This is a genomic window from Arthrobacter sp. ISL-28 (assembly GCF_018613875.1).
Taxonomy (GTDB): Bacteria; Actinomycetota; Actinomycetes; order Actinomycetales; family Micrococcaceae; genus Arthrobacter.
This window is the reverse complement of sequence record NZ_JAGGPJ010000024.1, coordinates 29,920-43,245: the sequence shown is the minus strand read 5'-3', so window position 1 is coordinate 43,245 and position 13,326 is coordinate 29,920. Positions and strand designations below refer to the sequence as shown.

Annotated in this window: 11 protein-coding genes and 3 pseudogenes; 6 read left to right on the top strand and 8 right to left on the bottom strand. The window is 62.5% G+C overall.

The window, feature by feature from the left end; all coding sequences use genetic code 11:
* Positions 1–20: 20 nt before the first annotated feature.
* Positions 21–278: pseudogene (locus J7E80_RS16515) on the top strand (transposase); the annotation flags it as partial.
* 627 nt (positions 279–905) lie between these two features.
* Here the strand turns inward: J7E80_RS16515 and J7E80_RS16510 are convergent.
* The 3 genes from J7E80_RS16510 to J7E80_RS16500 form a co-directional block, all read right to left on the bottom strand.
* Positions 906–1,802 (bottom strand): SGNH/GDSL hydrolase family protein, encoded by an 897-nt coding sequence (locus J7E80_RS16510; RefSeq protein WP_215053326.1) that lies wholly within the window; start codon positions 1,800–1,802, stop codon positions 906–908.
* 1,106 nt (positions 1,803–2,908) lie between these two features.
* Entirely contained in the window at positions 2,909–3,409 is a 501-nt protein-coding gene (locus tag J7E80_RS16505; RefSeq protein ID WP_251036990.1) for a DUF4192 family protein, read from the bottom strand.
* Between the two features lie 44 nt (positions 3,410–3,453).
* On the bottom strand, positions 3,454–3,816 hold the full coding sequence (locus J7E80_RS16500; RefSeq protein WP_311380860.1) for a hypothetical protein: 363 nt from the start codon (positions 3,814–3,816) through the stop codon (positions 3,454–3,456).
* 428 nt (positions 3,817–4,244) lie between these two features.
* Between J7E80_RS16500 and J7E80_RS16495 the strand changes: the two genes are divergently transcribed.
* A complete protein-coding gene (locus tag J7E80_RS16495) occupies positions 4,245–4,556 on the top strand; it encodes a hypothetical protein (protein ID WP_215053325.1) in 312 nt (103 codons plus the stop codon).
* 336 nt (positions 4,557–4,892) lie between these two features.
* A complete protein-coding gene (locus J7E80_RS16490) occupies positions 4,893–5,261 on the top strand; it encodes a hypothetical protein (RefSeq protein ID WP_215053324.1) in 369 nt (122 codons plus the stop codon).
* Positions 5,262–5,440: 179 nt separating this feature from the next.
* Here J7E80_RS16490 and J7E80_RS23920 read toward each other — a convergent pair.
* The 4 genes and pseudogenes from J7E80_RS23920 to J7E80_RS16465 form a co-directional block, all read right to left on the bottom strand.
* Positions 5,441–5,987 (bottom strand): annotated as a pseudogene (locus tag J7E80_RS23920) (IS5 family transposase); the annotation flags it as partial.
* A gap of 23 nt (positions 5,988–6,010) precedes the next feature.
* Positions 6,011–6,322 (bottom strand): annotated as a pseudogene (locus J7E80_RS16475) (CoA-transferase); the annotation flags it as partial.
* Positions 6,297–7,217 (bottom strand): 3-keto-5-aminohexanoate cleavage protein, encoded by a 921-nt coding sequence (locus J7E80_RS16470; protein WP_215053320.1) that lies wholly within the window; start codon positions 7,215–7,217, stop codon positions 6,297–6,299. The gene J7E80_RS16470 and the pseudogene J7E80_RS16475, both read right to left, overlap by 26 nt.
* Before the next feature lie 25 nt (positions 7,218–7,242).
* Complete coding sequence (locus J7E80_RS16465; RefSeq protein WP_215053319.1) at positions 7,243–8,001, bottom strand: SDR family oxidoreductase; 759 nt, start codon at positions 7,999–8,001, stop codon at positions 7,243–7,245.
* Positions 8,002–8,080: 79 nt separating this feature from the next.
* Between J7E80_RS16465 and J7E80_RS16460 the strand changes: the two genes are divergently transcribed.
* From J7E80_RS16460 to J7E80_RS16450, 3 genes are all read left to right on the top strand, one after another.
* Positions 8,081–9,049 (top strand): glutamate ABC transporter substrate-binding protein, encoded by a 969-nt coding sequence (locus J7E80_RS16460; RefSeq protein ID WP_251036989.1) that lies wholly within the window; start codon positions 8,081–8,083, stop codon positions 9,047–9,049.
* Between the two features lie 63 nt (positions 9,050–9,112).
* On the top strand, positions 9,113–9,709 hold the full coding sequence (locus J7E80_RS16455; protein WP_251036988.1) for an amino acid ABC transporter permease: 597 nt from the start codon (positions 9,113–9,115) through the stop codon (positions 9,707–9,709).
* Entirely contained in the window at positions 9,706–9,885 is a 180-nt protein-coding gene (locus tag J7E80_RS16450) for a hypothetical protein (RefSeq protein ID WP_215053318.1), read from the top strand. The genes J7E80_RS16455 and J7E80_RS16450 overlap by 4 nt, the downstream gene beginning before the upstream one ends.
* 768 nt (positions 9,886–10,653) lie before the next feature.
* Here the strand turns inward: J7E80_RS16450 and J7E80_RS16445 are convergent.
* The gene (locus J7E80_RS16445) at positions 10,654–12,810 is read right to left on the bottom strand and encodes a glycogen debranching N-terminal domain-containing protein (RefSeq protein WP_215053317.1); all 2,157 of its coding nucleotides are present in this window, start codon (positions 12,808–12,810) and stop codon (positions 10,654–10,656) included.
* Between the last annotated feature and the right edge of the window lie 516 nt (positions 12,811–13,326).

Here is a 13,326-nt window from a genome sequence, read left to right as displayed (position 1 = left end):
AGGACTTGTTCGAGCCGGTGATGCTCGCCCCGCAACCCAACCTGTGTAGGCAACTACAACGCCCGGTGGCCGCTGGTTTGGATCAGCAAGAGTTAGCGCAGCAGCTCCTGGCCCAGGCCAGAGAGCAAGGAATCGACCTGGTTGGCCCGGACGGGCTGTTGAACCGGCTCACGAAAAATGTCCTGGAGACGGCTTTAGAAGCGGAAACGGATGAACATCTCGGATACGTAAAGCTCGACGTGTCCGGGCGCGGCAGCGGGAACTCTCGCAACGGTACGTTCGTTGCCGAGCCCAAGCGCGTTGCCAATGGAATGCCTCCCGCACCCAAGACCACCATGGAAGACGGCACCTACGCGGTCGGAAAAGACATCGCGGCAGGCACCTACCAGGTGAAGGTCCCGACCGGGGCGAAGGGCATCCACGACTGCTAGTGCGAACGGACCGGATCTCAGGGCGACACGATCGCCAACGACTTCCTCACGTATGCGCCGTAGAGGCCGCTCGTCACCGTCTACGACGGTGAGGAGTTCGTAAGCAAGAACTCCGGGGCCTGGACGAAGATCGGCTGACCCACACGGGGCCCCCGCTACCTCCAGCTTCGCGAGTCCGTCGTAGCGGCCATTTCGAGTCCCGCAATGGTTTCTGACAGCTACTTTTCGTCCAACGCCCTATCGAGGCGCTGGAGAAGTTCGGCGTAGAACTGGGGGGGCGGTATATCGCCTGCGGGGTTCCTCGAGCACGGCACTAAGCCTGCCCGGCAGGATGACGGCCGGGTTCATTGAGGCGCCCGGCGCCTTCCGGATTCCGGCCCGGACTTACACACACCCCCGAAGGGCCAGACCTCATGAAAGCCCGAGGCTAGGACGGCATCTTGGCGCGGCGCGACAGCTGCATCGGGAGGCCCGTCAGTCCCGTAGCGTCGGGATTTCCACTTCGCGGATGACGGCCGGATAGTAGCCCTCGGCATAGCCGGTGGCCGTCGGGTGGAAGCTCACGCCGTCCAAGGGGTTCGCCGGATTGAAAGTGAACCAGGAATCGGGCGAGCCGAAGCCGTGGTCGGCGAACTCGTCGGTGACATCGACATAGACGGTTCCGGGGGACTTCTTGGCCGCCTCCTCGATGACCTTGTTCAGGGTGTCCGTGCCCTTGTTGAAGACCTTGGCGGCTTCGTCCGCGATCAAGGCGTTGTCCCCGAATTCCGGCGAGAACAGGTGCGGATATCCCAGCACCACGATCTTGGCGCTGGGTGCCTTGGCGCGGATGGCCGCGTAGGCATCGGTCAGGGCCGGGAGGACCTCAGCCTTTGCAGCGGCTTCGGCGGCCTTGACGACCGTCTTGCACTCCTTCAGGGGGCGGAACAGGCAGGCTTGGAGCACGTCCAGGAATTTGATGTCGTTGCCGCCCGCGGTAATGGTGACCAAGTCCGTTTCTGCGTTCAGCAGGCCGGCGGCCGACGCTACCTGGACCTGGAGGGGCACCATGGCGGCGGTCCAGCCCGCGCAGGCGGCGTTGGCGGTGAGCTGGACGTCGTCCCGCGCGTCCAGCACGTCCACGTAGCCCGGCGATGCCTGGTAACACGGCTGCGGATTCTCCGGATCAACGTAGAGCGGGGAGATGCTGATGTTCGGGGCGCCGATGCCCGAGGTATAGGAATCCCCCAGGGCGACGTAGTCCAGCGGTTCGGAGTCCTGTGCGGCTGCGGGTGTGGCTACGGAGCCGGCCACCAGTCCGGCGACAACGACGGCCAGCGCCCCCAGGCGCCCTGCAAAACCCGCTCGGGTGTGAGTGTGAGTAGTCATCATGCCCGGACCTGCGGAAATGGCAGTTCCACGGACAGTGCCCGGGTGTGCCCCTGACTCAACTCGCGTGATCTCTGTTCCTCGAGGCGATGGTTTCTTCATGATTCTTTTCCTTTCACCGCCAGCGTCGCGCAGGCGGTCGCTCCGCCGGCGGGAAGGAGCGTCGCCAGCAGGAGAAGCAAGAGCGTTATGAGTCGGATAAGTGAGGGCATGATGACCTCTCTGTCATCTGGAGGGAAGAAGGGTCAAAAGGGCCTTTTGGCTTGAAGGATGCGCGGGAGGATGCGCGACGCGCTGACGGAAGAGCCTCGAAGCCGTCACCGTAGGTATGCCCTCGGATGAGAAGCGTCATCCGAAAGGATTAAATAGTTATCGCTGAAACCTTGGGGAGACCTTGGTAGGACTACCGCTGCCCCCACAACTGGGGGTAGTCCTGCTCGCCTCGCTAGTCCTTCGCCAGGGCTCCGGACAGGAACGGGTGCACGGTAACGGTGGCATCGGTGCACGACGGCCGGAAGGTTCCGTCGTCCGGGTGCCCGGCGGAATCCGGGTGCTTCCTCCTCCGGCTTCATGCACGAAACCCTGCACAAAACCAAAACCGAACGATACGCCTTTTCTGTCGAGTTTCGTGCACTCCTGTTGGTCTGAGCTCCTGTTTAGTGTGAGCCCAAGAGCCGCGCACCAAGGGAGTTCCCTTGTGGCCACTGCCAAGAACCAGTAGCAGCCGCCGGATCGCCCTGTCTTTTTGGGGACCAGGGGCAGGTCATGTGTGCGTGAAAAGCCTCCCGGATCCAGGTCATGAAATCGGCGAGGACATGAAACTGTAGTAGTCGCAATACCGTGGCGGCGTGGCTTCTTCAGAGCCAAACCGTCCGGACAGTTTCCATCCTTCATTTGGGCCGACAGCTGCGTGCCGAGCAGCGTGGTGCTGTTTGCCGACGTGTTTGGGAGTTGCCGGCGGCTCCGGGGGACGGGAACCCGGCCAGGTCTGGTTTTCGGTCATTGTGCCCCTCCTGGCTCCCTGCAGTTCTTCCAGTCCGCGTGATGGTTTCGAGAACATGACCTCGCTGGAACAGCCGAATGGAGAACGGTTCTGATGCGCAGCACCATCAGGGCCCTTCAAGTCCACCAGGCCGGTAGGCCGTGTTCTTGTCGGTGTTCCAGCCTGCGATCATTCCGCAGCCGATCATTCGGTCGCTGAGTCTGGCGAGCCGGTACTCGGGGTCAGCTTCGAGCGCGAGCTGGAGGAATTGGTGGGCTTTGCTTCCTCGGCCTTCCCACCAGTTGATGTATCCGAGGGCGGTAAGTAGTGGGGCGGCGTGTTGGTTGTTGGTTCTGGTGTAGGCGTGGAGCAGCAGTTGCTGGGCCCGTTCGACGCGGGACCATTGCGGCTTGCCGTGTGTTTGGGCGAAGAGGACTTGGTGAGCGGGTTTCTTGATGCCCGGGATGTCTGCGATGAGCTGGTCGCGGATGCCCGCGAATTGGAAGTTGGCTATGAGAGTGATGATCTGGTCGTCGGTGGGGTAGGTTTTGGCGTCCAGCATGCCTGCCCAGAGCTTTCGGGCGTGGCCGACTGCCTCGTCGGCGGGGAGGGTCCGGATCGTGTTCATGTGGTGTTTGACGGCGGCACTTTTGGTAGCGTTTGTTTGTCGGTTCAGGCAGCGTGATCCGGTCGGTTTCTTCGACGCTGCTGCCGCGGTAGATGAATTCGGCGTTGATGGCGCTGGTCTGGGTCGCGGTCAGGGGGATTGCGACGCTGGTCTTGGGGGTCGCCGTCGTATTGGGTGAAGGTCTGGTTCCCGACGAGTAGCCCGTCGCTGATGGTGATGCCGCGTTCGGCCAGCACGCCGGTGAGTGCGGCGATGATCGCCGCGCGCGGTTTCGGCTGGTCGGCGTCCCAGGGTGTTGCGGTGTAGACGGCGAAGAGGACGGCCGTGGCGTTCCGGTCGTGGGTGAGGTAGCCGGCGACGGTTCGGGCGTAGCCGAGTTCGCCGCCGTCGCGCCGGGGGAGGTCCACCCGCAGGGTGGCCCCGATGCGGTCGGTGTCGACGGTGATGCAGACCAGGCTCTCCTGCGGCGCTAAGTGTCAGGTTGACTTCTCAGACTCAGTCGTCGGAGTCAGGAAAATGGCAATTCGAGTTCTATCTGACGTTTTTTGTGCCTAATCCTGAAGTTAGTTTGGGCCAACCTGAATCCATCGTTATTTAGACGCTCCCCGCTTAGTGCCTCGTGTCACTGTCCAGTGATCCGGAAGTGGATGGCTTCCTGTGATTCCGGGAGGTCAGTTTGGAAGGATAATCCAGCGTTGTGTGCTGCTGTCTTGAACTTTCCGGGTAACCATGAAGCGGAACTTCGGATCCGTGGATTCATAGGCGTCGACGAAGCGGCCGTTGCTGAGCTCCTGAAGGGTGTTCCGTCGTTGCCCAGGGAGATCGTCACCCAGCGTTGGCTGTCATTGTTCTGCCGCTCGCGCGTAACGAGGCCGAAGTCAAGTCCCCTATCGGCGGTTTCATGGGCGTCAACGAAGCGGCCGTTGCTCGCCTGCTGGATCGTGTGGACACGTCCAACGGAATTCAGAATCCAGAATTGACTGGGGTGGATTTGCGGATCGCGGGTGACGAGGCAGAAGTCCAGATCCGCGGATTCATGAGCATGTCCATGGTTCTCCGGCCGCTGCCCATCGGCGCGTTGCTGATGTGCAGGAGCCTTGGGAGCGGCTTGTCACCGCTGCCAACGCCGCCTCACGAAGCAGCGTAGAAACCGGGTCCTCCAGCCGACTAATGGTGCGACCAGGAACCCAGGACTGGAACCCCACGGGCAGCGCCGGATCAAGCGCTCCGGGAACTCACCTCACCGGCATCGACCTCAACATTTCCCACTCAGTCTGCCCGCATCGTTGTGGCGTGGGACTGACGGCCGTGGGGCCGCCACTCTCCGGTCGATGTGACGCCGGGCGGGACTACCCCTTGACCGTCAGACGCAACGGTGCCGTAATGAAAATTGTCCAGGGTACGACGTTTGCAGGGCTGGCGGCGCGGAGGTGAAAGCTACCGCGTTCCTGGCAAGGCTGGCGAAGGAATGCCATGCAGGCGAGTGGAGGAGACGATTGTGGACGTACTAGAGTCCGTGTCGAAGGGAATGCGGGTTGTTGATGTGTCGGGGAAGGATATAGGTACCGTCGAGCAAATCGTCCCGCCCAATGAGAAAGCAGAGGTGTTCGAAGAAGCTGTCGCCGCCTCCCAGCAAGACTTGATCACCCTCGGACTGAATTCCCTCTTCGGAAGGGAACCAAAAGTACCTGAGTTGATGGCGCGGCGGTTGTTCCACGCGGGATACATCAAGATCGACGCCCGCGGTTTCTGGGCCAGTGACTCCTATGCGGCTGCCGATGCAATCACCCGGGTTGAAGAAGGAAATGTGTACCTGAACCTGACCCGGCACGAGCTTGCCGCCCAGGTATGACGCAAGGGACCTCGTCTTCGTAAGTTGCCTCAAGCGTGAGGGCCTGCTGGGTCCGTGAAACCCGCATCAGATTAATCCCCGGCTCTAAACTCGTGGTATCACTCCGCGCGAATCGTCCCTTGACTGGCCCACCGAGGCCGGAATTTTCACGCTGAACGGTACCAAGGGGAGTTAGGCGGCTAGGCCGTGTCTCCTAAAGCTGTGAGCCAGATGCTGATGGCACGGAGAACGGCTCCGCCGCGGTAGTTGAGTGCGAGCTTGTCGTAGCGTGTTGCCAGGACCCGCCATTGTTTGAAGATGTTGAAGTTGCGTTCGACGACGTTGCGGCCTTCGCAGTCCTCTTTGTCGAAGGACGGTGGTCTGCCGCCTGCCGAGCCACGTCGTTTCCGATGGCCGATCTGGTCAGATGGTTGCGGGATGACCGCCAGGATCCCTCGATCGCGCAACTGGGCCCCGGATCGCCCGAGACGAATATGCCTTGTCGCCGCGGACACGGTCCGGGCGGGTGCGTGGCCTGCCCGGACCGGCCCGTTTGATCTTCAAGTGGTCCATCAAGTGCGTGAACATCGGCGCGTCCCCACCTTGGCCGGGGGCGACCAGCAGCACCAATGGCCTGCCTTTGCCATCGACCAGGGCGTGGATTTTGGTGCTCAGTCCGCCTCGTGACCGGCCGATCGCGTGATCGTCTGGTTCATCAAACAGATTCATGTAATTCGACATGGCCCCCTGTGGTGCGGGGAAGGTTGGTGCCATTGGCGGGCGAACTCTCGGTTTTCGCCCACGTAGGAGGCGACGACTCTGCGGACGCGGCGGTCAGCGAGCAGGACGCCGAGGCCCCAGTCGTCCACGCCGCAGTTGTTGGAGATGAGCTCGAGATCGCCGGTTCCTTGCTCGCGGAGGGCGGTGATGAGCGCTGTCAGTATTCCGCAGAGCCCGAAGCGGCCCACGGCTATGGATGCACCGTCGGGAATGTCGGCGACGGCTTCGCTGGCGGAACTGTATGTCTTGTCCACGTTGATTGTCCCTTTGCTCCGGTCAGAAGCCGACGTTGTCTTTGCCATTGAGACCGAGCATTTGCCGGGCTTCATCGGGGGTTGCGATTTCGAAGTTGAGCGCCTCGAGGACGGTGCGGATGCGGGTGACCTGCTCGGCGTTTGAGCTGGCCAGTTTGCCTGGGCCGATCCACAGGGAGGCTTCCAGTCCGACACGTACGTGCGAGCCCATGGCGTCACCGATGGTGGCCAGTGGCATCTGGTTTTTGCCCGCGCCGAGGATAGACCATTGGCAGTCATCGCCTAGGAGCCGGTCTGCCGTGCGGCGCATGTGCATCAGGTCTTCGGGGTGTGCGCCGATGCCGCCGAGCAGGCCGAAGACGGACTGGACGAACAGCGGTCCTTTGGCCAAGCCGCGGGAATGGAAGTGCGCGAGGTTGTTCAGGTGGGAGATGTCGTAGCATTCAAATTCGAAGCGTGTCCCGTTGGCGTTGCCGATTTCCAGGATGGTCTCGATGTCCTGGAAGGTGTTTTTGAAGACCAGGTCGCGGCTTCGCTCCAGCCCTTCGCGTTCCCATTCGTGGGCAAAGTCCTTGAACCGGTCCAGCATCGGGTAGAGCCCGAAGTTCATCGATCCCATGTTCAGCGAGGCCAGTTCCGGTTTGAAGAGGGCAGCCGGTTGCATGCGCTCTTCGACGCTCATGTGCGGCGATCCACCGGTGGTGATGTTGATGACCGCATTGGTGTTCCGCTTGAGCTTGTCCAGAATCGGTTCGAAGTGCTCAGGCTTTTGGGAGGGCCGGCCATCGCGCGGATCGCGGGCGTGCATATGCACGATGGCGGCCCCTGCTTCGGCTGCCCCGATGGCGGCGTCGGCAATTTCATCCGGTGACACTTTAAGGTATTTGGACATGGAGGGGGTGTGGATGGCGCTGGTGATGATGACGTTGCGTGCTGTTGCCACGGGAAGATCCTTTCCTGGGAAGTTTTTAGTAGAGTTTTTCGGTGTTTCCGTCAACAGCCAGCGCTTGGCCGTTGCGGGCCATGTCGCTGGCGGCGAAGACGGCCATGTTGGCAATGTCTTCGGCTTCGATCAACCGGCCCAGCGACGATTGGTTGTGGTACAGCTCTGAGACCTTCTCGACCGGTTCGCCCAGCATTTCGGCTTTGGCGGCGATCACGGCGTCGATCCGGGGCCCGTTGACTGCGCCGGGGCAGATGGTGTTGACCCTGATCCCCTCCGCACCGAGTTCGATGGCGAGGGTCTTCGTCAATCCGATGACAGCCCACTTGGAGGCCGAGTAGGCGCTGGGTCCAGCCATCCCCAGGCGGCCCGCCGCAGAGGAAAGGTTGATGATCGATGCCTCAGGAGCGCTGCGCAACAGCGACAGGGCATGTTTGATGCAGTGGAACTGGCCGTGGATGTTGACGTCGAACGTCGCCTTCCAGGCATCACTGTCAAGGGTTTCGATGGGGCCGGTCGGTCCCGCGATGCCGGCGTTGTTCACGAGGATGTCGAGCCCGCCGAGTTCGTCGGCGACCGTTGCCATCAGTTCCTGGACCTGGGCTTCGTCAGAGACGTCGCTGACGGCGGCGTGGAAGCCCTCGACACGTGCCTTCTCGACGGCGGAAGGGTCGATGTCGGTCACGAAGACGGCTGCTCCGAGCGCTTTGAACTTGGTGGCGATGGCCAGCCCGATGCCGTTGGCGCCAGCGGTGACCAGGACGCGTTTGGTGCTGAAATCCATGATGTTTCCTTGGGGTGTGTGGGGGAGGGGTTAGTGGGCGGCCGGGGCGCCGTGGGGCTTTTCCGTGCCGCGTTTGAGCATGAGGGACAGCAGGGCGCCGACCGTGCACATGGGCGCAATGACGCGCCGCACCGCCCTGGCCACCGCCGTCGCCGCAAGCCTCTCGCTCGCCCTCAGCGCCTGCTCGATGGACCAGATGGCCCTTCCCGGAACCTCCTCCACATCACACGACGCCATGGAGGCCATCTACAAGAGCGCCCCGGTGGCCAAGCCCGAACTCATCCTGCCCGGCTGGACCATGGAGACCATTAAGAAGCGCGGCAAGCTCGTTGTCGCCAGCGCGCTCGACGCGCCCCTCGTCTCCCAACAGAACCCCGCAAACCCCCAGGACGTGGACGGTTTCGACGCGGACCTGGCCAAGCTGCTGGCCATCTATATTCTCGGCAAGCCCGAAGTCGAATGGGTCCCATCGACCGCGGAGACCCGCGAAGCACTCCTAAGCAACGGCACCGTCGACGTCGTGTTCGGCACTTACACCATCACGACGAAGCGCGCCCAGCAGGTCTCCTTCGCGGGTCCCTACTTCATGTCCGGCCTCGCCGTGGCGGTCAAATCCGACAACACCACGATCAAAGGCGCCGAGGACCTCGCCAGCAAGAACGTCATCGTCCAGACGGGCGCCCCCTCCGTGACGAGAGTGCCCGAGAAAGTGCCCACCGCCAAGCTCATGCCTTTCGCCACAACGCCCGGCAGCGTCCAGGCACTCGTCCAGGGCCGCGGCGACGCGTTCGTCCAGGACTACGTGCTGCTGGCCAGCCAGTCCTCAACCAACAAGGACATCAAGGTCGTGGGAGCCCCGTTCACCGAAGAACCCTACGGAGTCGGCCTCAAACACGGCGACGCCGAGTTCAAGACATTCGTGAATACCTGGCTTTCAACCATGCAAGAACAGGGCATCTGGAGCAAGGTATGGAAGAACACCCTCGGCACCGTCGGCGACACCCCGATGCCGACCCCGCCCGCCATCGGATCCGTTCCGGGATCCTGACCGACAGGCCAACCTCATGATCGCGCTCTTCGAAAACCTCGGGCCACTCGTCCAAGGATCGGCATGACAATGCTGATCCTCGTCACCGCCGGCATAGGCTCCATAGCCCTCGGCGCCATCGTCACCGTGGCACGGATCAGCCCCCTGCAGGTTCTGCGCTCCGCAGCATTCCTCTACGTCCAGTTCTTCGTCAACGTCCCGCTCCTTGCGCTGCTGATTCTTGCCGTCTTCGCCCTCCCGGCCGCGGGCTTCATCCTTCCTCTGGTGCCAACCATCATCATCGTCCTGGCGGTCTACGAGGCCGCGTACGTCTCCGAAGCCCTTCGCAGCGGAGTCAACACCGTGCCGCAGGGCCAGATCGAGGCCGCGCGCGCCCTGGGCCTCACCTTCGGCAAGTCGCTGCGCTGGGTAATCGTCCCCCAGGCCTTCCGCTCCGTTATACAGCCACTGGGGAACATCATGATCGCCCTCGTGATGAACACCTCCCTCGCCGCCGTGGTCGGCGTCATCGAACTCACGGCACACGTCAACAAAATCAACTTCGACTACGCGCAGCCGGTCCTCCTCTACACCACCGGAGGCCTGATCTACATGGCGATAGCCCTCACCATCGGCCTGCTCACAGGTCGCCTCGAAAGGAAGCTGGTGATCGCACGATGAACCGCATCTACGACGAGCCCGGTCCCCGCATGCGAAGGAACATGCGGATCGGCTCGACCCTCAGCTTCGCGGCCCTGGCCGTCCTCGTCCTCTCCGGGGTGGCGCAGTGGGGAGATGCCAGGCGTCAGGCATCTTCCCTCTCTTTTTGCATCGAGGGGTCGGAAGTCGGCAGTTAGTGAACATGTGGCGGCGTGCCGAACAGTGAAGATGCTGAGCTGGGGATAACGGCACCAGCCTCACCTTCAACGGATCAGGAAAGAAGGACCTGCTGACCGGCCTGCCAGACAGTTTGATCGAGTGCATCCTGGACACCGCCAAGACACCCGATTATGTGCGTTCACAGATGGGCAGCACGCCCGCGCTGGACGGTACGCAGCACGAAACCTGGGGCGCCATCAGCGCCAGCTGGTCCTACCACCCGGATGCCGGGCTGGATGTTGTCCTTGTTTTCCCCGTTCAGGGGCCCTTTTTTGGGCCTCTGACTGTGTACAAAGCTTGACTTGTGGGCACCTCCGGGGGCCTATTTTTGTTGGTGGCCGTTGCTGTGGCCGGGTGCCTCGTTTCTATAGTGGCGGTGACGGTATTGCGTCATTACTCCTTCATGGTCGGGCCGGATTGAAACTGCATGACCTGGTTGGAGCTGGGGGAGCCCGTCTGTGGTGCGTCGTTGCCTGTCTCTGCCTTACGACAGTTCATGGCAGAGCCAGGGGACAACTGCATGACTACCAGGGCTCTTTTGCGCGGGAGTCTTGACTGACTTTCTGCAAATGCCAAGGCGGAGGCTCGTGACTCCGGTAACGAGCCAGAGGTCGGCTTGGCTCGGCTGAAGGCCGACGAGGGAGTGGTGACCGCATCTTCCGCCAAACCGGTTGGCTCAACTGCGAGCAGGATGCCACCACTGACTATGACGATCTTTGGACCGGACTTCGGCATCAGGTCGCAGGCTATGCCTTTCGGCGCCGGCGCGCGAGCTCCACCAGTTCTGTCATCCATGGCCGGTGGCCTTTGCGTAGTTCGATCCCTTCGGGCAGCCCTTGGACAGTTGGGACGGAATTGGCAATGTCTATGGTGATCCTGCCCTCGGCCAGGGGCGCGTTGGTGATGTGCAGGTCGCCGTAGGATTCCGGCAGTGCCGGGTCCATCCACAGCCCGCCGAGGGAAACGTGGGTGTCGTAGCGCATCAGGCTGGCCACTAGGTAGATGGGTGCGGTGGCTGCCCAGGCCTGGGGCGAGCATGCGGTGGGATAGGGGACGGGCTCGGCGTACTGGTTTCGGCTGAAGCCGCAGAACAGCTCCGGGAGCCTGCCGTTGGAGTATTCGGCCGCTTCCAGCAGGGCCGTGGAGATCCGCTGTGCTTCCGCTATGAAACCGTACCGGAGCAGGCCGGTCACGATGATGGCGTTGTCGTGGGGCCAGACGGAGCCGTTGTGGTAGCTGGCTGGGTTGTAGGCGCCCATGTCGCTGGCCAGGGTCCGGACGCCCCAGCCGCTGAACATTTCAGGGGACATTAGGCGTTCGACTACTTGCGGCGCCTTGTCCTCATCAATGAGGCCGAGCCATAGGCAGTGGCCCATGTTGGAGGCGCATGCGTCGACCTGCCGCTTTCTACCGTCGAGGGCGATGGCGTAGTAGCCGCGCTCGGGTATCCAGAACTGTTGGTTGAAGCGCTTCTTCAGCCGTGCGGCCCGTTCGGCGAGTTCATCACCCAAAGCGGCGTCGTCGGCGTCGTACGCCATCCATGCGCGCGCCATGTACGCGTGGTAGACATAGGCCTGCACCTCGCAGAGCGCGATCGGTGGCTCGGCCAGCGTCCCGTCGGCGAAGTTGATCCCGTCCCAGGAGTCCTTCCAGCCCTGGTTGATCAGCCCCTGGTCGTTGAGGCGCTGATACTCGACGAACCCGTCGCCGTCCTTGTCCCCGTAATCCCGGATCCACTCCAGCGCCCGGTCAGCGTGGGGTAGCAACGCCGTGATGGTGTCCTTGGCGAATCCCCAGCGGCTGACCGATCCCAGGGTCAAGACGAACAGCGGTGTCGCATCGACACTGCCGTAGTAGGTGGACTTTCCGCCCAAGGCCAATCCGCTGGAGACATCGAGCCGGACTTCATGCAGGATCTTGCCCGGTTCCTCCTCGCTCATCGGGTCCACCACGGTCCCTTGGCGGTCCGCCAGGGTCTGGAGGGTGCCCAGCGCCAGGGACGGGTCCACCGGCAACGCCATTTCCGACGCGAGCAGCGAATCCCGGCCGAATAGAGTCATGAACCAAGGCGCACCGGCGGCCACCACCACGCGCTCCGGATGGTTCGGATCCTCGATCCGCAAGGCCCCCAGGTCGTCGTAGCTGCGCCGCAATGTCCGTTCAATGGACCGGTTTCCCATCTGCACTACCGGAATCTTGGCCACCCACTCCCGCCGGCGCCGGTCACTCGGGGACAATCCGTCCCCGTCCGCATGGACGAATGCTGCAACGGGAATGGTTCCCTCGATGTGGGGAATCACGGTCAGTGCCGTGCGCCACTGGCCGTGTGGCGGGACGGAGATCCGGTATGTGAGGGCCTCCGGTGTGATGTCTGCTCCGGGGGCCTGGATGGCAACGCCCTTCCGGAGGTCCTTCCAGGTAGCACGGATGATCAACGCCGTGTCGTCTGCCTGACGGCTTTGGTCCCAGCGTCGCTGGATCCGAGCCTCCTTCACCTCGAAAAGATCGGCGAAATCCGCCTCAACTCTGAGGGAAATCACGCAATCGATGGGTTCCAGGGAGTAATTGCTAATGGTGATTTGCTCGTGGAGGCCAGCCCCCACCTCGCGCAGCCGTTCGACGATCAGCGCGCTGTCCGCATACCCGTCGGAGCGGGAAACGCGCGCTGCAAATTGTGCCCTGTAGGGCTCCTTCGTCTCCGCGGCCAGTGGCTCAAGCGACTGGCCATTAACGGTCATGCTCCAATCGGACAGGATGCGGGTGTCCTGGACGAAAAGACCGTGCGGGTGTTCGGCGTGCATGTCCCCGTTTTGCAACGAGATGCAGAAGGATGATCCCTCGACCAGAGTGACCGTTCCGGCCCCCAAAGGACCCGCCGCCGTGTCGGCATTCCACCCAGCCATTCCGGCCCCTTCAACCAGTATTAACCGAGTCGCCGTGGCCGGCTGTTGGGCTCAACCACTGCTTCGGCCTTCAACGTTCAAGACGCTACGCCGTTCTTCTCCCAGGCGCCAGAGTGTTGTTGACTCATGGCAACCTTCGCCGAGGCGGATACGTTGTCTCCGGTTCTGCATGGTTGCCACTGCACTTCTGCGGGGTTAGTCCGGTGGACGGGACTGACGATGGGTGATCGGAAAGCTGTGACGATGCAGCTGGACCACACCTACCTTGGAGGGGACGTGCTGGGTGGGAGGGCCAGATCCTGGACGGTCTGGTGAACCTGACAGACTTGCACCGGGATGGCGCCAGGTCCGGGCCGCGGCATGATCCGGACCAGGACTGCATGTACCCGGACCTCATCCGCCGCCGTCCCCCGGGAGCCAACTCCAACGGGCTCGGCGTACGCTCTTCGCCCTGTCGGAAAAAATCGCCCATGCCCAACCGGCCGGGCAGCCTCCGCAGCGCGGGCCCGAGAGCAT

What these genes read in the sequence shown, in the direction of transcription:
- J7E80_RS16510 (WP_215053326.1), bottom strand. Translation starts at nt 1,802, where the DNA reads ATGATGACTACTCACACTCACACCCGAGCGGGTTTTGCAGGGCGCCTG.
- J7E80_RS16505 (WP_251036990.1), bottom strand. Translation starts at nt 3,409, where the DNA reads ATGAACACGATCCGGACCCTCCCCGCCGACGAGGCAGTCGGCCACGCC.
- J7E80_RS16465 (WP_215053319.1), bottom strand. Translation starts at nt 8,001, where the DNA reads ATGGATTTCAGCACCAAACGCGTCCTGGTCACCGCTGGCGCCAACGGC.
- J7E80_RS16460 (WP_251036989.1), top strand. Translation starts at nt 8,081, where the DNA reads ATGAGGGACAGCAGGGCGCCGACCGTGCACATGGGCGCAATGACGCGC.
- J7E80_RS16455 (WP_251036988.1), top strand. Translation starts at nt 9,113, where the DNA reads ATGACAATGCTGATCCTCGTCACCGCCGGCATAGGCTCCATAGCCCTC.
- J7E80_RS16450 (WP_215053318.1), top strand. Translation starts at nt 9,706, where the DNA reads ATGAACCGCATCTACGACGAGCCCGGTCCCCGCATGCGAAGGAACATG.
- J7E80_RS16445 (WP_215053317.1), bottom strand. Translation starts at nt 12,810, where the DNA reads ATGGCTGGGTGGAATGCCGACACGGCGGCGGGTCCTTTGGGGGCCGGA.